Source organism: Xylophilus sp. GW821-FHT01B05, assembly GCA_038961845.1.
Taxonomy (GTDB): Bacteria; Pseudomonadota; Gammaproteobacteria; order Burkholderiales; family Burkholderiaceae_C; genus Xylophilus.
Genome location: CP152408.1, coordinates 4,063,012 through 4,083,569, shown reverse-complemented (window position 1 = coordinate 4,083,569; position 20,558 = coordinate 4,063,012). Strand labels below are relative to the sequence as shown.

At 64.0% G+C, this 20,558-nt stretch carries 19 protein-coding genes and 1 pseudogene; 9 read left to right on the top strand and 11 right to left on the bottom strand.

What is annotated here, in order from left to right; genetic code table 11:
- Positions 1 to 14: 14 nt before the first annotated feature.
- The 7 genes from AAFF27_18995 to AAFF27_18965 form a co-directional block, all read right to left on the bottom strand.
- On the bottom strand, positions 15 to 905 hold the full coding sequence (locus AAFF27_18995) for a LysR family transcriptional regulator (protein ID XAH22091.1): 891 nt from the start codon (positions 903 to 905) through the stop codon (positions 15 to 17).
- Positions 906 to 1,175: 270 nt separating this feature from the next.
- Entirely contained in the window at positions 1,176 to 2,192 is a 1,017-nt protein-coding gene (locus AAFF27_18990; GenBank protein XAH22090.1) for a zinc-dependent alcohol dehydrogenase family protein, read from the bottom strand.
- Positions 2,193 to 2,194: 2 nt separating this feature from the next.
- On the bottom strand, positions 2,195 to 2,863 hold the full coding sequence (locus AAFF27_18985) for a carboxymuconolactone decarboxylase family protein (protein ID XAH26268.1): 669 nt from the start codon (positions 2,861 to 2,863) through the stop codon (positions 2,195 to 2,197).
- 94 nt (positions 2,864 to 2,957) lie between these two features.
- The gene (locus tag AAFF27_18980; protein ID XAH22089.1) at positions 2,958 to 3,473 is read right to left on the bottom strand and encodes a cupin domain-containing protein; all 516 of its coding nucleotides are present in this window, start codon (positions 3,471 to 3,473) and stop codon (positions 2,958 to 2,960) included.
- A gap of 41 nt (positions 3,474 to 3,514) precedes the next feature.
- On the bottom strand, positions 3,515 to 3,940 hold the full coding sequence (locus AAFF27_18975; GenBank protein ID XAH22088.1) for a cupin domain-containing protein: 426 nt from the start codon (positions 3,938 to 3,940) through the stop codon (positions 3,515 to 3,517).
- Between the two features lie 300 nt (positions 3,941 to 4,240).
- Positions 4,241 to 5,134, bottom strand: coding sequence for a LysR family transcriptional regulator (locus AAFF27_18970; GenBank protein ID XAH22087.1), 894 nt, complete (start codon positions 5,132 to 5,134; stop codon positions 4,241 to 4,243).
- 16 nt (positions 5,135 to 5,150) lie between these two features.
- Entirely contained in the window at positions 5,151 to 6,044 is an 894-nt protein-coding gene (locus AAFF27_18965; GenBank protein XAH22086.1) for a LysR family transcriptional regulator, read from the bottom strand.
- Positions 6,045 to 6,431: 387 nt separating this feature from the next.
- Here AAFF27_18965 and AAFF27_18960 point away from each other — a divergent pair, with 387 nt between their 5' ends.
- The 7 genes from AAFF27_18960 to AAFF27_18930 all read left to right on the top strand — a co-directional run bounded on the left by AAFF27_18960 (position 6,432) and on the right by AAFF27_18930 (position 14,804).
- Positions 6,432 to 7,592 carry an aldo/keto reductase gene (locus AAFF27_18960; GenBank protein ID XAH22085.1) on the top strand — a complete coding sequence of 387 codons (1,161 nt, stop codon included), beginning with the start codon at positions 6,432 to 6,434 and terminating at the stop codon, positions 7,590 to 7,592.
- Between the two features lie 53 nt (positions 7,593 to 7,645).
- Entirely contained in the window at positions 7,646 to 8,149 is a 504-nt protein-coding gene (locus AAFF27_18955; protein XAH22084.1) for a DUF2255 family protein, read from the top strand.
- A gap of 10 nt (positions 8,150 to 8,159) precedes the next feature.
- Entirely contained in the window at positions 8,160 to 9,182 is a 1,023-nt protein-coding gene (locus AAFF27_18950) for an alpha/beta hydrolase (GenBank protein XAH22083.1), read from the top strand.
- Between the two features lie 26 nt (positions 9,183 to 9,208).
- Entirely contained in the window at positions 9,209 to 10,279 is a 1,071-nt protein-coding gene (locus AAFF27_18945; GenBank protein XAH22082.1) for a sorbosone dehydrogenase family protein, read from the top strand.
- 1 nt (position 10,280) lies between these two features.
- A complete protein-coding gene (locus tag AAFF27_18940; protein XAH22081.1) occupies positions 10,281 to 11,399 on the top strand; it encodes an amidohydrolase family protein in 1,119 nt (372 codons plus the stop codon).
- Between the two features lie 113 nt (positions 11,400 to 11,512).
- Positions 11,513 to 12,277, top strand: a complete 765-nt coding sequence (locus AAFF27_18935; GenBank protein XAH22080.1) for an SDR family NAD(P)-dependent oxidoreductase — start codon at positions 11,513 to 11,515, stop codon at positions 12,275 to 12,277.
- Between the two features lie 223 nt (positions 12,278 to 12,500).
- Positions 12,501 to 14,804, top strand: a complete 2,304-nt coding sequence (locus AAFF27_18930; GenBank protein XAH26267.1) for a membrane-bound PQQ-dependent dehydrogenase, glucose/quinate/shikimate family — start codon at positions 12,501 to 12,503, stop codon at positions 14,802 to 14,804.
- 232 nt (positions 14,805 to 15,036) lie between these two features.
- Here AAFF27_18930 and AAFF27_18925 read toward each other — a convergent pair.
- Positions 15,037 to 15,436 (bottom strand): annotated as a pseudogene (locus tag AAFF27_18925) (IS3 family transposase).
- A gap of 345 nt (positions 15,437 to 15,781) precedes the next feature.
- Between AAFF27_18925 and AAFF27_18920 the strand changes: the two are divergent.
- Together AAFF27_18920 and AAFF27_18915 are read left to right on the top strand one after the other, a co-directional pair.
- Positions 15,782 to 17,650: a hypothetical protein gene (locus AAFF27_18920; protein ID XAH22079.1), complete on the top strand. Its 1,869-nt coding sequence runs from the start codon at positions 15,782 to 15,784 to the stop codon at positions 17,648 to 17,650.
- A 525-nt stretch (positions 17,651 to 18,175) separates the two neighbouring features.
- A complete protein-coding gene (locus tag AAFF27_18915; GenBank protein ID XAH22078.1) occupies positions 18,176 to 19,432 on the top strand; it encodes an ABC transporter substrate-binding protein in 1,257 nt (418 codons plus the stop codon).
- Between the two features lie 121 nt (positions 19,433 to 19,553).
- Here the strand turns inward: AAFF27_18915 and AAFF27_18910 are convergent, their stop codons facing one another.
- The 3 genes from AAFF27_18910 to AAFF27_18900 are packed head-to-tail and all read right to left on the bottom strand — an operon-like array spanning position 19,554 to position 20,541.
- A complete protein-coding gene (locus AAFF27_18910; GenBank protein ID XAH22077.1) occupies positions 19,554 to 19,805 on the bottom strand; it encodes a hypothetical protein in 252 nt (83 codons plus the stop codon).
- A gap of 26 nt (positions 19,806 to 19,831) precedes the next feature.
- Entirely contained in the window at positions 19,832 to 20,209 is a 378-nt protein-coding gene (locus tag AAFF27_18905) for an NAD-binding protein (GenBank protein ID XAH22076.1), read from the bottom strand.
- Between the two features lie 2 nt (positions 20,210 to 20,211).
- A complete protein-coding gene (locus AAFF27_18900) occupies positions 20,212 to 20,541 on the bottom strand; it encodes an NAD(P)-binding domain-containing protein (GenBank protein XAH22075.1) in 330 nt (109 codons plus the stop codon).
- Between the last annotated feature and the right edge of the window lie 17 nt (positions 20,542 to 20,558).

Here is a 20,558-nt window from a genome sequence, read left to right as displayed (position 1 = left end):
GGCGGGCAGCTTTGTTAGCCACCGAAATGGGTGCGTAGGCGAATGATAAATCGCTCCAGCGGAGCCGGCAGGCCGTCATTGTCGGGCCGAAGCAGGTAGGTCGTGATCACTGCGGAATCCGCCGCCAATGGGCGGATGACCACATCCGGTCGTTGGCACGCTGCGATTCTGGTTTCCGTTGTGAAACCGAGGCCGAAGCCTGCGCCGACAAGAGTAAGCATCATGTCCAGTGACGACACATGTTCAACAATATTAGGCTCGTGTTCCAGTGGCCGAAGCAGGCGCGCAAGTTCGCGGCAATAGCCCTCGCACACATGCGGATCACATAAGACGAGTGGGTGGCCGCCCAATTCATGAAGAGGGACTTCCTTGTGGGCGAGCAATTCGTGCCGCGCAGGAACCGCGATGACCAGCGGATCTTGCCAGATGGGTTCGGCAACAATGCCATCACCAACATCGGCAGTGTGCGCGAACCCTATCGTAAAGTCGCCAGCCCGCAGGCCACGCAGTTGCTCAGCCAAGGGTAGTTCGGAGAGGCGGATCTCAATCTCCGGCTCCTCCGCGCGACAACGGGCCAGCAACGCCGAAAACCGAGGATCGATCGCCCCGTCAGAGACTGCGATGCGGATACTCCCTCGCAAGCCAGAGCCGACGGCCTTGGCATTTTCTCGCGCCTGCTCAAGGATGGTGAACAGCCTACGAACGTCCGGCAAGAACGTCGCGCCTGCTGCGGTCAGCACAGTTCCTCGGCGGTTCCGAGCGAAAAGCAGCACACCCAGTTCTTCCTCAAGCTCTTTGATGGCTCGCGACAGAGGCGGCTGTTCAATATGCAAGCGCTCGGCAGCGCGTGTGAAATGCAACTCCTCGGCCAGGACGACAAAAAAGCGAAGATGTCGCAATTCCACAGGTGAGCCTCCTTGAGTAAGAACGTCCTTTTATGCGCTTGTTTCGCAGGCTTGCACCCTAACTACCACCGGCCCTCCAGCAAATCTCATGACTCGACCAGCGTGCAATATCCAGTCTCAGCCATCGCTCGCTCTAAGCCCGGTGCAAGCCAAACGGGGCGACCCCTGAATGGCTGGCACGGTGTGCGCAGAGCGCCTCGTTGAGTCTCTTCTAGCTATCTCACGAAGCAGCAACGCCTGAAACGTGTCCGCTTCGTGCTCGTTGGAGCATCAAGGAATCAACAAGGTCTTGATCGCGCGACGTTCGTCCATCGCCCGATAACCTTCCGCCACTTGATCCAACGGTAGCGTCAGATCAAACACTTTGCCGGGATTGATCCTCTCCTGCCAAACCAAGTCGATCAACTCGGGAAGGAACTGGCGAACTGGTGCCGGGCCACCATGGAGATGAACGTGCTCGAAGAACAATTCTTCGCCGTTGAGTTCGACGCCATGTGGAACGCCGACATAGCCAACATATCCGCCTTGCCGAGCGGAATGAATCGCTTGCATCATGGATTCCTGGGTGCCAACGCACTCCAGAACGGAGTCGGCTCCGAGGCCATTGGTCATTTCCATGATGCGTGCCACGCCGTCTTTTCCACGCTCGATCACGATGTCGGTCGCGCCGAATTCGAGAGCGAGCTTCTGACGGGAGGCATGCCGGCTCATCGCGATGATCCGTTCGGCGCCCATCTGCTTGGCCGACAGCACGCCGAGGAGCCCCACCGCACCATCACCGACGACCACGGCTGTTACGCCTGGCTTGACGTTCGCCGCCACGGCCGCATACCAGCCTGTGCCCAATACATCGGACGTGGCCAGCAGGCTTGGAATCAACTCCTTCGAGGGAGTGCCCGGCGTGGCAACCAAAGTACCGTCGGCGAGAGGGACACGCAGCAGCGGTGCCTGGGCGCCGCCGACAAACTCCGCCTGTTGGCAGGAGGATTGGTAGCCGTGCTGGCAGACCGGGCAGGCATTGTCCGAGGCGAAGAACGAGCCGATGACGAACTGGCCCGGCTTGATGTGGCGCACCTCGCTGCCGACGTCTTCCACCACGCCACAGTATTCGTGCCCCATCGGCATGGGCTCGGTGATGGGCTGGATGCCACGGTACGGCCACAAATCCGAGCCGCACACGCAGGCTGCGGCGATGCGCACGATGGCGTCCGTGGGCTTGAGAATCTGTGGGTCGGGTCGATCCTCGAAGCGGATGTCCCGCGGACCGTAGAGCATGGTGGCTTGCATGGTTATTTTGCTCCCGACTTGGTGGCCAGTTGACGGTCCAGCGCCTCGCGCGCACGGCGGGCATGCTCGGCATCCACGCGGTCGGCCAGCACCTGGGTGAGTTGGCGCAGTTGATCGGCCGTCAGGCCGGTGTTCAAGCTGATGCCCATATGGGATTGCAGTTGCGACTCGGCGCCCGGGAGCGCCGACAGCATGCCCACCGTGGCCAGCTCGCGGCTTTGCCAGTCGAGGTTGTCGCGCTCAAAGATGTCACCGAACAGATGCGTCTTGAGGTAGTCATCGATGGCGGGAGCGAAGTCGAAGAGCGGTCCCTTGACCGGCGCGCCCGCCAGCTTGGTCTGGTTGGCCGTGCCCGCGGCGAGCAGCGCGTCACCCTTCGGAATGGCGCGGCTGGGCAGATGACCGGGGGCGTCCTGGATGCCGCGCTGCTTGCGCGCTTCCAGTACCTTCATCAGTTCGCCCAGCGCATTGAGGCTGCGCGGGAAGCCCGCGTAGGCGTAAAGCTGCACGAGGATCTCCTTCGTGTCACTGATCGTCAGACCGGCGTCCAGACCTTGATTCAGGGCCATATTCAGTTTGGCGATGTCGCCCGCTGCAGCGAAGGCCCCGATGGGAACGATGGCCTGCTGCCGGGCCGACAGGGTTGCAGATGCGGTGGATGCACTGACCATATCTTTGGACTCCTGCGTATTCGGGGCGGCCTGGCACAGCGCTGTCGTCATGCCCAGGGCGATGATGGCCAGTACCTTGGCCATGGGGCTCTTTTTATCGCGCATGTTTGCCCTCGTATTGGTCATCCGTGACTTTCTCCATCCAGTCCACATTCTTGCCATCCACGGTGCCCGTGACCGTCAGGTAAGTCACGGCGGTCTTCGGCGCAGCGCCGTGCCAGTGTTTGACGCCAGGCGGGCACCAGATCGCATCGCCGGGGCGCACGATCTGAACAGGCTTGCCCCATTCCTGGACGAGCCCGACGCCCGAACTCACCACCAGACGCTGCCCGTAGGGATGGGTGTGCCAGGCCGAGCGCGCGCCGGGCTCGAAAGTGACCATGGCGCCCGCGGCGTTGATGTCCTTGTTGGGTGACCACAGCGGGTCAATCCGGGCTCGGCCGGTGAACGTCTCGGCGGGACCGGCGATCGAGGCTTGGCTTCCTGCAAGCACGATCTCCTGCTGGGCGGGCGCCGATGCGGCGCTCTCGGCCTGGGGGGCGGCAACAGCAGCGGTGGCGGCCTGTAGCGCGGCGGCGGTCAAGAGAAGGTTGAAGAATGGGATTCGCATAAAGGAACTTTCCTTGTAGAGAGAGGCCTATCGGCGGCTGTTCAGCCGTTCTCGCCAGCGCTGCGCGGCGGACCTGCCAGGTATTGCTCGTCGGTCACGTGCTCCAGCCAATCGACGTTCTTTCCATCGAGGGCTTCCTGGATCGCGATGTGGGTCATGGCGGTGGTTGGCGTGGCGCCATGCCAGTGCTTATGCCCAGGCGGGCACCAGATGACATCGCCTGCTCGGATCTCGACGATGGGCTCTCCCTCGCATTGCGTCCAGCCGCAGCCTGCCGTCACAACAAGCGTTTGGCCGAGCGGATGGGTGTGCCAGGCTGAGCGGGCCCCCGGTTCGAAGGTGACAGCGGCACACGACACTCTGGCAGGCGCAGGCGGGTTGTTCAGAGGGTCGATACGCACCGTGCCAGTGAACCATTCGGCAGGCCCTTTGACGGAAGGCTGAGATCCAGCGCGTTTGAGTTCCATGGGTGGCTCCTTTCAAAAAAAGTCAGGCCCCTCTCGCTGGGCCGACCGCATGGGCCGGCGCATCAATCCTCGCAGGTGACACGCCGCTGAGCCCCTTGGGCGAGTCGCGTGCCAGGAACACCTGACAGGGGCGTCTGGAGGAGCGGGATTGACGAAAGGACGTCGCGAGCGCTCATTCAATCGAATGAGCGTTCCTATCGAATTTAGTTGGAACGACTTCGCGCGACTAGACGCCAGAAACTACATGCGGCTATAAATGGAATTCATGAATCCAATCGCTCCGCCCGCAATCGGAGCAGCCTAGCGGCGGTAGCGCAATGCCTCGACGATCAGCGACAGTGCGGGCGACGATTGGCGCCGGCTGGCGAAGAAGATGTGGAGCCCAGGAAAGGTAGGGCACCAGTCCTTGAGCACGGTTTGAAGTCGGCCGCTCTTGATATGTGGGCGTGCCAATTCTTCTGGCATGTACGCCAGGCCGAATCCCGCCAGCGCGGCGTCGATAACCGGGTAGATGCAATTGAATGTCCACGAACCCTCGACCCGTACCTGCAGGTTTCGTTGGCCCTTCCTGAGTTCCCAGGCATACACCCCGCCACGCATGGAGAAGCGCATGTTGATGCACTCATGCTCGGTCAGGTCCGATGGGGTCTTGGGCAAAGGTCGTCCTTCCAGATAGGACGGTGCCCCAACGATCACCATGCGGATGTCCTTCGAAATCCGAACCGCCGTCATGTCCTTGGCGATCTGGTCGCCGAAACGAACACCGGCGTCGAAGCGCTCCGCCACGATGTCGGTCAGTCCCGGTTCGATCGCGATCTCGATCTTGACGTCGGGATACTTCGGCTGGAGCTTGGAGAGCTTGGGCCAGAGGATCGTGTTCGCCGCGAAATCAGACGCGGTGATGCGCACGGTTCCCGCGGGCCTGTCGCGAAGCTCCTCGAATGCAGCCAGCTCGTCGGTGATCGCCTTGAACCGGGGGGCCACTCGTTGGATCAGCCGTTCGCCTGCCTCCGTCGGCGATACGCTGCGGGTCGTGCGGGTCAGCAAACGCAGCCCCAGCCGCGCTTCCAATGCGCGAATGGTGTGGCTGAGCGCCGACTGAGACACGCCCAACTGAGCCGCCGCGCGGGTAAAGCTCCGCTCCCGCGCAACAGCGAGAAAAGCCAGGATGTCGCGAAAATTTTCACCAGACATACGAGGAACTCCGCTGCTATTGCCGGTAACGCAAGGCTTCGACCAGCAAGGTCATCGCACGCGAAGGCTGGCGCCGGTTTGGGTAGTAGAGATGGAACCCGGGCCACACCGGGCACCAGTCCTCCAGTACCGAGACGAGTTGCCCCTTTGACACCAAGGGACGAACCATGTCTTCCGGCAGGTAAGCCAGCCCGAAGCCAGCCTTGGCCGCCTCGAAAACGTCATAGGCGTTATTGAAGGTGACCGCTCCATCCACCCGTGCATTCACGGTGCGCTTTCCCTTAGCGAACTCCCATTCGTAGAGGCCACCATACGTGGACGTGCGCAGGTTGACACAAACGTGATCGGTGAGGTCGCGCGGTGTCTTGGGAGGGCGGCGCCCCGCGAAATAGGACTTCGATCCCACCACCATGTTGCGGACGTCCGGGCCGATCCGCACTGAAATCATGTCCTGGGCCAGTTCCTGGCCGAACCTCACGCCAGCGTCGTAGCCGCGCGCAACGATATCGACGCTCTCGTACTCGTTGACCAGCTCGACCTTGATCTTGGGGTACTTCGGCAGGAACTTCGCCAGCTTGGGCCACAGCGTGCTTCGGATGGCGTAGTCGATGGCAGTGATGCGGATCGTTCCCATAGGCTCGTCTCGAAGCTCGCCGAGCGACTGGATCTCGGCCTCGATCTCGTCGAACTCAGGCGCGAGGCGATCCAGCAGCCGCTGGCCCGCCTCGGTAGGAGACACGCCCCTCGTGCTGCGCGTGAGAAGGCGAATGCCCAGCTTCTCCTCCAACGTCCGGATGGTGTAGCTCAAGGCGGGCTGTGTGACCCGAAGCTGGGCTGCCGCGCGCGTGAAGCTGCGAGCGCGCGCTACGGCAATGAAGGCCAGCAGGTCGCCGAAGTTGTCACGCGACATGGATGAATTCCCTTGATAGGACTGCATCGATACTACTGAATATCGCCGTTGCGCTCTGCCAATCGACTTGTCTATTCATGAAGTTAATTTATGGGGGTATGCGAATTCTGCCGTCTACTCCGCGCGGCGCGTGCGATCTAAAGTTCATCTTCGGCAGCGCAGGACCGGCTTTGCATCCTCGACTCGACGGATGAGGCTTGCAGGCCAGCATTGAAGCGTCAGCAATCGCTGCACAAGGCCTTCGTAAGCCATCGCATGGGTCGCAACTTAGGTGGCGCATGCAGCCTGCAGTCACTATCGGTTGAGGCGGGAGCCGCCATTCGCAGCTAGATCACCGTGTTGCAGGACGGCGCCCGTTGTTGTTTGAGCATCGAAGGAGCAGAGCGCATGAATGAGCAGAATTCCTCCAGTAGACGCGACCTGATGAAGGCAGGCGCGACGGTCGGCGCTGCCGTGTGTGCCACGCCGCTCACGCTGGGCGCAGCCGCCGCGCAGCATGCACGCTCAACTTCATCGAGGAGCAATGCCATGGATCTGCCCACCATCACCAAGCGCCGGGCCCTTGGTTCAGGCGACGTCCGCATGGAGGTGTCCGCCCTGGGTTTCGGCGTCATGGGCATGAACTACAACCGTGGCGTCCATCCCGATCGCAAGGCCATGATCGGGCTGCTGCATCAAGCGGCCGAGCGCGGCGTCACGCTGTTCGACACGGCGCAAATCTATGGTCCTCTGGTCAACGAAGAACTGGCCGGTGAAGGGCTGTACCCGTTCCGGGGCAAGGTGAACGTGACGACCAAGTTCGGGCACCGCATCGTCAACGGTAAGTACTTTGAGGGCGAACTGGACAGTACGCCCCAGAACATCCGGCGTGTCGTGGAGGAATCGCTCCAGCGTCTGCGGGTCGAAACCATCGAGCTTCTTTATCAGCACCGTCTCGACCCCGCTGTGCCGATCGAGGACGTCGCGGGCACCGTCAAGGATTTGATCCAGGAAGGCAAGGTCAGGCGCTTCGGTCTTTGCGAGGTCAATGCGCAGACCATCCGCCGTGCTCATGCCGTGCAGCCGGTGACCGCCGTGCAGAGCGAATACCACCTGATGTGGAGGGGCCAGGAAAGGGAAGTGTTTCCGGTGCTCCAGGAACTCGGCATCGGCTTCGTGCCCTACAGCCCGCTGAACCGGGGCTTCCTCGGCGGCGGCATCACCGAGTACACGCGCTTTGATTCCGGCAACGACAACCGCAACACGCTGCCGCGTTTCACGCCGGAAGCCATCCGGGCGAATCTGGCGGTGGTGGAAGTGCTCAACACCTTCGGCAGAACCCGGGGGCTCACCTCCGCGCAGGTGGCACTGGCCTGGATGATGGCGAAGGCCCCCTGGATCGTGCCGATTCCCGGCGCCACCAAGCTGGCCCACCTGGACGAGAACCTGCGCACCGCCGAAGTGACGCTGACCCCGGCGGAAGTGCAGGAACTGGAGACCGCCGTCTCGAAGATCCAGATCGTGGGTGATCGCTATCCGGCCTCGCAGCAGAAACAGGTCGAAAGCTGATGGTGAAAGGTAGCCGCGCATTTCCGACCCTTCGCCAACCCGGAGTCACGAACATGCTGACGAGCAGAACGAGTCTTGTGGGATTCGGCGCCGCCGCGGTGCTGGTCGGCAGCGCGCTGCTGGCTGCTCCCCCGTCGAGCAAGGCTGCCACCGCACAGGCTTCAGGAGAATCACGAATGAACTGGTCAAGTGAAGAACTCAGCAAGATCGTCAAAGCCGACGATCTTCACATCGCGCCGTTCCGCGAGGATGGCGTGACCTATGGCACGCCCACGTGGATCTGGTGCGTGGCCGTCGATGGCGATCTCTACGTGCGCGCCTACAACGGGGTCAACTCCCGGTGGCATCAGGCCGCGATACGCGAGAAGGCGGGCCGAATCGTCGCAGCCGGCATGACAAGGGAGGTTTCCTTCGAGCCGGTCGCAGGGCCGATCAACGACTGCATCGACGATGCCTACCGGGCGAAGTATTCGGGCAGCCAGTACCTGCAACCCATGATCAGCGAGCGCTCGCGCGCCGCGACGGTGCGGATCATTCCCCGCGACGCCAAGCAGTGAAGGAATCGAAATGTCTATCTTGAAAAACTCATTGATGTCCGCCGCGATCCTGTTCGCGATACCCACGTTTGCGCACGCCGCCGAACCGACCACCGTGGCACAAGGCGTCAACGTGGTCGGCTCCCAGAAGGTCACATTCAACAATAGCGGTGTCCAGATGGCTGGCAACCTGTACCTGCCCGCCAACTACGACAGCAGCAAGACGTACCCGGCGATCGTCGTGGCGCACCCCTGGGGCGGCGTGAAGGAGCAGACCTCCGGCCTGTACGCGCAGCAACTGGCCCGCAAGGGCTTTATCACGCTGGCCTACGATGCCTCGCACTACGGCGAAAGCGGCGGCGAGCAGCGTGACCTGGAAGACCCGGCCGACCGTGTGCAGGACATCCGCAGCGCCGTGGGCTACCTGGCCAGCCTGCCGCAGGTCGATGCGAACCGCATCGGTGCGGTCGGCGTCTGCGCCGGCGGTGGTTACACGCTGCACGAGGCCCAGACCGATCTGCGCGTGAAGGCGGTGGCCAGCGTGGTTGCCTACGATATCGGGGATGCGACCCGCACCGGCATCCAGGGACTCCCTGTCACGGCCGAGGATCGTCAGAAGCTGCTGCAGAGCGTGGACGAGCAATTGAACAAGGAAGCCGCCGGCGCGCCCGTGCTGGTGCAGCAACTGCTGCCGTCGCGCGATCAGGTGAATGCCAGCACCGACAACTTCACCCGCGAGGCGACCGAGTACTACCTGACGCCGCGCGGCGCGCATCCGAATGCCCGCAACCGCTTCGTCGTGACCAGCCCCGGCTTGCACATGGCGTACTACCCGCTGGAACACATGGAACTGATCTCGCCCAGGCCGGTGCTGCTGATCGCGGGCGAGCGCGCCGAGACGCGCAAGTTCAGCGAAGCGGCGTATGCCAAGGCCCAGCAACCCAAGGAACTGATGATCGTCCCCGGCGCCTCGCACTTCGACCTGTACGACAAGCCGCAGTACGTGACGCCTGCCGTGGACAAGATGGCCGAGTTCTTCGGCAAGCACCTGTGAACAACGAATGACAGGGAGTCACTGACATGAGGCCATTGCTCATCGCCCTGTGTATCCAGGCGCTGTCGGTGTGTGCCGCCCCGGCGGCCCTGGCGCAGGACGCGGCCGGCACCGTGCGCATTCAAGCCACCGCGCCCGGCGACTGGGCCATGCAGGTGGTGAGCGACGGCCTCGACTATCCCTGGGACATCGCGCGGGCCGGAGACCGGTTCGTGCTGACCGAGAAGGCGGGCAACATCGTCGTGATCGAGAACGGCCGGCAGCAGCGCTACCCGCTCCAGACCTCCGACCCCATCGTTCATGAAGGCGGCGCGGGCCTGCTCGGCATGGCGCTGTCGCGCGACTTTGCGCAAAGCGGCGTCGCCTATTTCTACCACTCGTACCGCTCCGATGCGGGCCTGACCAACAAGGTCATCCAGGCGCGGTTCGACGGCACCGCCTGGCGCGAAACCCGCGCGTTGCTGGCGGGCATCCCCGGCCACCGGCTCTACAACGGCGGGGCTATCGCCATCGGGCCGGACGGACACCTGTACGTGACCACCGGCTGGACGGCTAACCGCGAGCGGCCGCAGGACCGGGGCAACCTCGCTGGCAAGGTGCTGCGCATGACGCCGGACGGCCGGGCGCCGCAGGACAACCCCTTCCCGGGTTCACTGGTCTATTCCTACGGCCATCGCAATCCGCAGGGCATGGCCTGGAATCCGGCCGGCGAGTTGTTCGTGGTCGAGCATGGCGAGTTCGGCCATGACGAGATCAACCGGATCAGGCCGGGCGCGAACTATGGCTGGCCGCTTGCCGAAGGCGCCGAGCGGCGCAGCGGCATGGAACCGGCCTGGATCGAATCCGGCCGCAGCACTTGGGCACCTGCAGGCGCCGCGTTCGCCGGCAACGAGCTGTTGGTCGCAGCGCTCGGCGCACGGGGGCTGTTCGTCGTGGACGAAGAGGCCAAGGCGCTCAAGCCCGTGTTCAGCTCCGGCGACCGCATCCGGGGCGTGCTGCCCATGGGACGCGACCTCTACGTGATCACGACGAATCGGTCCCCAAGAGGGGAAGGCCCCTCGAAGGACCGATTGTTGCGACTGTCGCCGAGGCCATGACATGAATCGCCGAAATCTGCTCGCACTCGCGCTCGCCAGTCCTGTGGCCTTCTCCGTGGCACGCGCTCAAACGCTGTCGTCCGGCGACTACCGCCAGATGCAGGCGGGGCGTGACGAACCCATCCTGGAGCCGGATCTCCCCATCATCGACGCGCACCACCACCTGGTCGATCGGCCCGGGCTGCGCTACATGATCGACGACTATCTGGCGGACACGCGCGCCGGCCATCGGGTTGTCGCTTCGGTGTACGTGGAGACCTTGGCTTTTGCGAGGACGGACGGCCCCGAAGTGCTGCGCCCGCTCGGCGAGATCGAATTCGCCAACGGCATCGGCGCGATGTGCGACAGCGGCCGCTACGGCTGCCGCGTCTGCGCCGCCATCGTGGGCCACGCCGACCTGCGGCTGGGCGACCAGGTGGCCGAACTGCTGGACCGGGCGATGGAGCGCGCACCGGACCGTTTCCGGGGTGTGCGCCAGGTCACCATCGAAGACCCGTCCGAGGCGCCATACCGCTTTATTCCGACCCGGCCGCCGAGCGGCGTGATGAAGAGCGCGGGCTTTCGCCCGGCCTTCGCCCACCTCGCCAAGCGCGGTCTGAGCTTCGACGCGGCGGTCTTCCATCACCAGTTGCCGGAGGTGATCGAGCTGGCGGATGCGTTCCCCGACACCACCATCGTGCTGAACCACTGCGGCCATGCGATGGCGATGGACCTGGACGCGCCGGCACGGGAACAAGTGTTTCGGGAGTACCGCCGGCTGATGACCGAGGCGGCCCGGCGCCCGAACATCCACTGCAAGGTGGGTGGCCTGGGCATGCCTTTCTGGGGCTTCCGGTTCGAGGAGCGCAAGGACCCCATCGGATACCGCGAGCTGGCGGCGGCCTGGCGCCCCTATGTGGAAACCACCATCGAGGCGTTCGGCGCCGACCGTTGCCTGATGGAAAGCAACTATCCGCCGGATGGCCGATCCGCAGGCTTCGTTCCCCTGTGGAACGCACTGAAGTACATCGTCCGGTCGGCTTCGGCCGATGAGAAGGCTGCACTGTTCCACGGCACGGCCGCGAAGGTCTATCGCATGCGCGTGCCGGTTGCACAGGCCGGGAAGGCTCCAAGCACGTAGGCCCAGGGGCAAGGCTCCAGGGAGCAGCCGCAAACGCAGCGCACCCAGGTGCCGGGGCCATTTCGTCGCCCCATCTTTATCCAGAACACATCTCCAACAGAGGATCTGACATCATGAAAATCTCCTTCGAAAACCAAGTGGCACTTGTCACCGGCGCGGCGTCGGGCATCGGCCTGGCGACCGCCAAGGCCTTCGCGCAGTCGGGTGCGTCTGTTGCGTTGGCGGACGTGAACGGTGACGGCGCACGCGCCGCCGCCGACGAGCTGGTCGCGGCTGGATTCAAGGCCATCGGCATCCGCTGCAACGTGGCCGATCTGGGCGAGGTCGAGGCGATGGTCAAGGAAACCGTCTCCACCTTCGGCCGCCTGGACGTGGCCTTCAACAATGCCGGCATCCAGAACGCTCTCGCGGAGACCGCCGACGCCACGGTCGAGGACTTCGACCGGGTGAATTCGGTCAATCTGCGCGGCATCTGGGCCTGCATGAAGTACGAGCTGCAGCACATGCGCCAGCAAGGAAGTGGCGCCATCGTCAACTGCTCGTCGTTGGGTGGGCTGGTCGGCGGTGCCGAGCGTGGCACCTACCATGCCGCAAAGCATGGTGTTCTCGGGCTGACCAAGAGCGCAGCGTTGGAATACGCAACGCGCAACATCCGCGTCAATGCCGTGTGCCCGGGCCTGATCTGGACGCCGATGGCCGAACAGATGGCCGCCTCGGGCCAGAAGGAGGCGCTGGACGCCATGGTCGAGGGCATCCCCATGCGCCGGCACGGCCGCGCCGACGAGATCGCCGACGCCGTGCTGTGGCTGTGCAGCTCGGCTTCCAGCTACGTGACCGGCCAATCCATCTCGGTGGACGGCGGGCTCATCATGCGCTGATCGCACTTCGTGGACGAGCGCTCCTGCCACGCCGGCGAACGCTCGTCCGTTGCTCTTTCAACCCGATGGCGGCGCTCATGCGAGCCGTGCCAAGACAAATCAGGAGACACGCCGCATGCTCGAAGATTCCACTTCCCCCAGCCGTGCCAAGGCGAAAGCCCTTGGACTCAGAGGCATCGCGCTGATCGCGCTCGGCCTGGTGATCGTGGCCTTCGGGCTGCTCATGCTCGTGGGCGGGGTTCGCCTCATCACCCTCGGCGGCTCCTGGTACTTCGCGCTGGCCGGCATCGGGTTCGTGGCCGCAGGCATCCTCGCCATGCTGCGGCGGCCGCTGGGCACGGTGGTCTATCTGGCGGTCCTTGCCGCCACGGCCGTCTGGGCGGTATGGGATTCGGGATGGGCGTTCTGGCCGCTGTTCTCGCGCCTCTTTGCGCTGGCCGCGATTGCAGTCCTACTGCTCTTGCTCATGCCTGCCTTGCGGGGCGGTGAACCTTCGGCATCCCGACGGCCGGGCTACGTCTTGGCAGGGCTGATCGCCGTGGCCTTGGGCGCAACGCTCTACACCGCCTTGCAGCCGCAGCCGGTCCAGACGGCGGACGGCGCACCTGCGCCCGTTCCGGGCAACGCGGTCGGTGCTGCGGCGGGCGGCGACTGGCGCCACTGGGGCCGCACGCCCTCCGGCACGCGGCATGCCCCACTGGACCAGATCACCCCTGAGAACGTGGCCGGCCTGCAGGTCGCCTGGACCTACCGGACGGGCGAGATTCCTAAGAGCGGCAGCCAGACGCACGTGGTGACGCCCCTGCATGTGAACGGCATGCTGTACGGGTGCACGCAGTCGAGCCGCCTGTTCGCGCTCGATGCGGAAACCGGCCAGGAGCGCTGGACCTTCGACCCGAAGACCGGCGAGAGCATCTTCCCCCGTTGCCGGGGCGTGGGCTATCACGACGCCACGGCAACCGGCGCCGCCTCGACCGTGCCTGCCGGCGAGCAGCCGACGGCAGCCTGCACGCGCCGAATCATCGCGACGACCGTCGATGCCCGTATCGTCGCGGTGGACGCGCTCACCGGCCAGCCCTGCACGGACTTCGGCGACCACGGCATCGTGAGCCTGCGCGTCGGCATGGACAAGGGCAACCCGGAGTTCTACTTTCCGACCGCGGCGCCCACCGTGACGCGCAACCTCGTGATCGTCGGCGGCCTCGTCTGGGACAACCAGGAACTGGGCGAGCCGTCCGGGGTTGTGCGTGCCTTCGACGTGCGCACCGGCGCGCTGGTGTGGGCCTGGGACCTGGGCAATCCGGCCATCACCGGCCTGCCGCCCGAAGGCCAGAGCTACACGCCCGGCACGCCGAACGTCTGGTCCACGCCGGCCTTCGACGAAGCCCTCGGCCTCGTCTATCTGCCCACCGGCAACGCCACGCCGGACTTCTGGGGCGGCCACCGCACGGAGGCGGACGACCGCTATTCATCGTCCATCGTGGCGCTGGACATCGCCACGGGGCGCGAGCGCTGGCGCTTCCAGACCGTGCGCCACGATCTCTGGGATTACGACGTGCCCTCGCAGCCTGCGCTCTACGACGTGCCGGACGGCAAAGGCGGTATGACGCCAGCCCTGATCCAGACCACCAAGCGCGGACAAATCTTCATGCTCGACCGGCGCGACGGCACGTCCATCGCCGAGGTGGAGGATCGGCCCGTGCCCCAAGGCGGCGTCCCGGATGAGCGCCTGGCCGCCACACAGCCATACTCGGTGGGCATGCCGGCCATCGGCACCGAGCCGCTGAGCGAGCAGCGCATGTGGGGCCTCACGCCGCTGGACCAGTTGATGTGCCGCATCGACTTCCGCAAGGCACGCTACGAAGGCGAATTCACGCCGCCGAGCGAACAGTGGACGATCCAGTATCCGGGCTGGATGGGCGGCACCACCTGGGGATCTACCTCGGTTGCCGAAAACCTGGGGTACCTCATCCTCAATGACACCCGCGTTGCTGTTCTGAACCGGCTGGTTTCCCGTGCGCAGTACGACGCCAAAGCCAGCGCGGACGGTGGACATACCGGAGGCGCGCCGCAGCGCGGTACTCCTTGGGGCATCGAGCAGCAGCGTTTCCTGTCGGTGCTGGGCGTGCCTTGCCAGGAGCCGCCGTACGGCACGATCAATGCGATCGACCTGAGCACGCGCCAGATCGTCTGGTCCATGCCGCTGGGCACCACCGAGGAGACCGGCCCACTAGGCATCGCCACGCGGCTGCCCATGCCGATCGGTATGCCCACACGGGGTGGGCCGATCACCACTTCTTCGGGTGTGATCTTCTTGGCGGCTGCGCAGGACTATTACTTCCGCGCCTTGGATGTTCGCACTGGCCGCGAACTCTGGAAAGAGCGCCTGCCGGTGGGCGCGGAAACTGTACCGATGACCTATGTGTCACCAGCGAGTGGCCGCCAATTCGTAGTCATCAGCGCGGGTGGTAACTCCTCGACGACGCCAAAGGGAGATTACGTCGTGGCGTTTGCCTTGCACCGGTGAAGACTGCCCCGGACGCCGGTCGTGCGATCCGGATATGCTGGTCGTCGCGCCGAACCACAGTCACAAGCTGGCCGCAGTCACCGCCAACGGCAAGAGTATGGTGTCAAGGGCCGGCAGGCTGGATGTGGCGCACTCAGCGACATCGCCAAGGTCGTGAGTCCCGGCACCTTCGAATGCCCCATGCCGGCCGCCGGCACTTGCGCGAGCTCCTGACAGCCCACGATATGGTGGGGAACATGTCGATGACGAAGGCCACGTACAGCCAGCCCTGCAAGGTGGGAGGTCGATGAAGGAGAAGTCGCTGACCTACAGCCGCTCGGCACGGAACTGGCGCTCGATCTGGTCCAGCAGGCATGGGGTCTTGGCGTCGCTGATGGTTTGCGCGCGACCTTCACGCATAACGCCGCGCGGCCCATGCAGGGCATCAACCGCTCGAAGGTGCATCTGGCCACGGCAACGCCTCCGCGCGTTAGTTGGCGCCACACCCTCTCGACAAAATGGACCTGAATGTTGGCTTGCCATACACGTTGAAGCTGCGGCATTGGTGTCTTGTCGCACAGGGCCCGGGCGCAGCGCTTGTGCGGCTCGCATAACAGCGCAGGGTGCCATCGATACGCGGACGGAGAGACCTGCGAAGTTCGGTCGCGACGGAGTGTCGTCCAGGTGAACACCAGCTGTATTTCTGAGGAACACGGCAGTTCGACTATGCCTTCGGAGAATCCATTGGAGGTGCCGACGGCGTTGTGACTCTGCGCTGGCGGTTGGCATGTCGGTTGCAATAGCGGAAGGAGCAGGTTGTCACGTCGTTCGCGAAAAGTAGGGGATTTGACAAAGCGCGCCGCGTGGACTCAGGGGTGAAGGACCCTTCATGTCCTCCAGGTACAGCGTGTGCCGTGACCAGCGGGCTGTGTGCACAGAACCTGATCTCTCTGGGCAGGTTCTTCCCGACACCTGTTTCCTAGTCGGCTGGCCAATCCATGCCTCTGAACGTCACTCTTGTCGATCTACCAAGCGCCGATGTGCTCGTCTACAAGTTCGGGTGCCGGATCGACGCGACCTGCGCCGAACTGGTGGAAAAGCAGATCCTGCTTTCGCGACGCCTCTACAACGACCTCATTGCTGATATCCGTTTGGCTTGCGACAAGCGGTTCGGCCGCGAGATGGAACTCGCCGGCGCAGAAGGAGGGACCCTTCAGCAACAGGTAGATCGTCTCACCCAAGAATTTCGAGCTGCTCGAGCCGACAACGACGCATCGAAGATGACCGCGTTGGCTGCCGAACGACGGAACGCTTGGGCCCAGTTGTCGACGTTGCTGCGTCAGCTTCGCGCGTCGCACAAGGCGGAGCTGAACGCTTACCTCTCAGGGATCGGCCGGTCGTCCGACTGCTCCACCTATGCAATCAGAACTCGCTACGTCGTTGAAGGCCTTGGTTGGGCCACGGCAAATAGAGTGCTTGACTCGGCGCTTCGCGCCTTCAACTCAACAATGAAGCGGGGACAGGCGCCTCGTTTTGCCAAGGCCGATGAAACAACGCACGACGCACTGCGACTTCAGTTCACGGCAGCAGGTGGAGTGCCTGCTGAAACCCTGCTTCTTGGCAAGAATCGCGAGTTCAAGCTCACCATGCCTGCAGAAGGAGGCGGTCGACGGAGGTACGCCAGCTACGCCATGCGCATGGGTGCCGCCAGCAACGACATGTGGGCGACCGGTACCTGCCAGATTCACAGAGAGTTTCCCAAGGGCGTACACATTGCCGCCATCTCACTTGTCCGCGAACGCGTGGCCAACTCCTACAAATGGCACCTTCACTTCTTGCTGAAGACTCCAGTTCCGGTAGAGGTACCCATCGTATCGCCGCGCTTGCCGTTGGCGGTGCTTCATCTTGGATGGTCGGCTGACGCCGAAGGCCGTCGCGTCGGCGCGAGTGCCGATTCGCCCGAACCCGGCGCTGCACGCGTGCTGCAACTTCCTGCTCAGATTGAATCCAGGTTCGGCCGGTCCTCAGAACTGCAGGCAGAGCGGTTTCGCGCGCGCGACCAAGTCGTCACCGAACTGAAGGCTCGTGCTGTCAGCGTGGCAAGCACGTGGCCCGAAAACGCCGCAGCGGAGTTCGCAGCGTTGCACACCCTTTTGCCGCAGCACGTTGCTCCAAGCAGACTGCACCGCATCTGGTGGCTTCTTCACCATGGAGAGGCGCTCAAGGCCGACCTTGCCTTTTTTTCCGCGTGGCGTGCCGCAGATCGTCTCGCACACCAAGCCTATGTCGGAATTGCCCGTACCGCGCGAATGCAACGTCGGGACTTCTATCGGGCGCTCGCGCTCGAGCAGTGCTTGGCCTACGAGTGCCTGGTAGTCGACGTGCCAGATCTTGCTCGCGCTGCAACCATTGTCGATGAGGTCACGGGGAAGAAAAACACCCTTGGGCGCACCGCGCGATCAGGGCGCTTCACGGTTGCGCTGCACGAGTACGAGGCGGCTTTGAAGTGGGCTGCTGTGCGATGCAAAACGGTGCTGCTCGATGTCAGTGGCGCGACATCCAGCAGTTGCTGTGTGTGTGGGCAAGAGGCGCTTCATGTCGTTGAAGGGTCCCGCTTTCAACAAGTCCGTTGCTCGCAGTGCGGAACAGTCCATGATCGGAAGTGCAATGCCGCAACGTCGATCTACCGGCAGGTGAGTGGAGCTACGACAAATGCGATGGTAGAAAAGGCGGCCGTGCTCCGGGCGCAAGGACTGGAGCGAAAGGAGCAAGAGCGGCGTACACGCCTTTCAAAAATTCAGGCATCTCGTCGAACGCGCCTTCTTGCTGCCATGGCGAGGGTGGATGGTCTGGATAAACCGCAGTGAAAGCCGCGTTGGTCCAGGTCCAAGGAAGGTTGTCCCACATGAGGCATCATCGCTTAGACTTGCAGTTGCCATTACAGCGGCTTTATAGCTGTGACATGCAGCACATTGGTTGTCTGCGTAACTTCGGATGTCGCCTTGTTCGGCGGTGAACGATTGCCGGTGGGCGAGAAGCGTGGTTTTTCTTGTCGGGGGGCAATGCCTGGGGGCAGCTGCCGAGCACCGGACCGAGTCCAAACGTCCGCACCGCGACGGGCCGACAAGACCTGCGGGTCCGAATGCTTGGGGCATCGTTGCCCATGGTCGGTTGATCTGGCGTAATTTGGTCTGCGAGCCCAGCCGACCCGGTCGCGGCGTCGATGAGCGCCCTGGCAAGTCCGCGGCGACTGCGAGCCGCCCGTATGCCTCCGGTGAATGCACTGCTGTCCTCGGCGGTGTGTCCTCGGTGAACATTTGCACGCCAATCCGGGTCTTCTTGTAGTGAGTGTGCAGCGCCTACGGCTTGGCACGCGAGTTGCGCAAGTCGTTTTGCACGCACTGGGCGGCAACAACGACTTGGAGATGGCGATGGCAGGACAGCAGGTGTGGGCGACGACGTGGATCGCGGCCGCGGTGGCGGCCTTGGCAACGGGGTCTGTAGCGGCCCAGGTGTCGGACGAAGTGGTGAAGATCGGGGTCATCGTCGACATGAGCGGCATCTACTCTGCCAATGGCGGCCGTGGGGTGGTGCGCGGCGTCGAGCTAGCCGTCAAGGACTTCGGCGGCAAGGTGCTCGGCAAGCCGATCCAGGTGGTCTCGGCCGACTACCAGAACAAAGTCGACATCGCGGCCACCAAGGTGCGCGAATGGTTCGACCTCGACAAGATCGATCTGGTGATCGAGTCCACGGATTCGGCGGCCGCTATTGCGATGCAGCGCGTCGCTGCCGAGAAGAAGAAACCTATCATCTTCGCTGGCTCCGCCAGCACGGCGCTCACCAATGCCGAGTGCTCGCCCTATGGCGTGCACTGGGTCTATGACACCTATGCACTGGCCACGGGAACCGGGCGCGCTGTCATGAAGGAGGGCGGATCGACCTGGTACTTCGTGACGGCCGACTACGCGTTCGGCCAATCGCTCGAACGCGACACGACGAACGTCGTGCAGTCCATGGGCGGAAAGGTGATCGGCACATCGAAGCACCCGCTGAACGCGCCCGACTTCGCTTCCTTCCTGCTCCAGGCGCAAGCGTCGAGGGCGGCCGTGGTCGGGCTGGCGAACGCCGGCAAGGATACGCAGACCGCAGTGCGGCAGGCGGCAGAGTTCGGCGTCGGCCGCAACCAGAAGCTGGCCACGTTGCTGGTGTTCGACACCGATGTCAAAGGCTTGGGGCTGAAAGCCGCCCAGGGCCTGCTCTTCACGACGGGTTTTTACTGGGACATGAACGCTGAAACCCGGGAGTTCTCCAAGAAGTTCTTCGATGCGCACAAGGGCATGCCGACCATGATCCATGCCGGCGCGTACTCCGCCACAATGCACTACCTCAAGGCGCTGGAGGCCCAGAAGACCGACGCCACAGAAGCTGTGCTGCAGCGCATGCGCAATACCCCCGTGAACGACTTCTTCGCCAAGGATGGGCGCATCCGGGCAGACGGCCGCATGGTGCATGACATGTACTTGGCCGAAGTGAAGAAGCCCGAGGAGTCGAGGGGCGAGTGGGATCTGATCCGCATCAAGCAGACCATTCCCGGGGGCGAGGCGTTCATGCCGTTGGCCGACAGCACCTGCAAGCTGGTCAAGAAGTAGCCGCGGCGCGGCCACCGCGAGGCCGGCCGTACGGTTCAGGCCGCGGCTTGCGGTTGCTCGTCGCGCGCTTCGTCCAGCCAGCCCAATGCGCGGCCGGCCTGCGCAGACAGCCGCGTGACGCTTAGGCTCGCAGCAACAAGCCTTGCAATTGCCCATGCGTCACGTGCAACGCCATGGCCCGCATAGCGTGCACCTTGAACGGCACCTCCAGGCCCAGCACGCCCAACTGCATGGCCAGCACCACCTCGCACTGCGCCGGGTCCACACCCGGCGCCGGCATCACCAGGGCACGCATCCGCTGGTAGCGCTCCATGGCCTGCGGATGGACAGCGGCCAGGCGCTGGGAACTGCGCTTTTCGTCGGTCGTCTTCATGCGGTGCTCTCGGTCGGGGAGGGCGCTCAGGCGTCGGCGAACTTCACGCCCGCACGTGCCTCGAACAGCCTGGCCATCTCGTCGATGTTGGCGTCCTGGCCCAGTTCGTTGGCCGCGGCCTCGACCGTGTGGCGCACGGCATTGGCAATCTGCATCGGCGCGCCGCAGCCGGCCGCCGGCTGCGAGGCCAGGTCCAGGGCCAGGTCCTTGACCATGAGTTCCAGCCGCAGCGTGGCCGCGCGGCCGCCCGTGCGCAGCACCGGCACGATGCGTTCGAAGGCCTGGGTCCCGCCCGAGCCCTTGCTGACGGCGGCTGCGAGCTGATCGAGCTTCAGGCCGTTTTTGACCGCCATGGCCACGGATTCGTAGGTGGTCAGGCGGTTGCAGGCGCCCAGCGTGTTCATGATCAGCTTGGCGATGGGGCCGTTGCCGCTCGCGTCGAAGTAGACGACAGCCGGGCCGGTCTGCTCCAGGATGGGCCTAACCGCGCGAACGCCTCGGCCGCACCGCCGCACAGCGTGACGATGGTGCCGGGCTTGGCGCCCGACGGGCTGCCGGACACCGGTGCGTCGACTAGGGCAACGCCCAGGCGTTCGGGTTCGGCGTCCAGCGCGCGCGTCTCGGCCGGGTCGCCGGTGGTTTGGTCGACCAGCACCTTGCCCGCCGACAGGCTTGCAGCTAAACCTTCGGGGCCGAACACCGCCTCGCGCACGATGGCTGATGTGAGAGGGGGCATCGTTGCAAGGGAGTGGT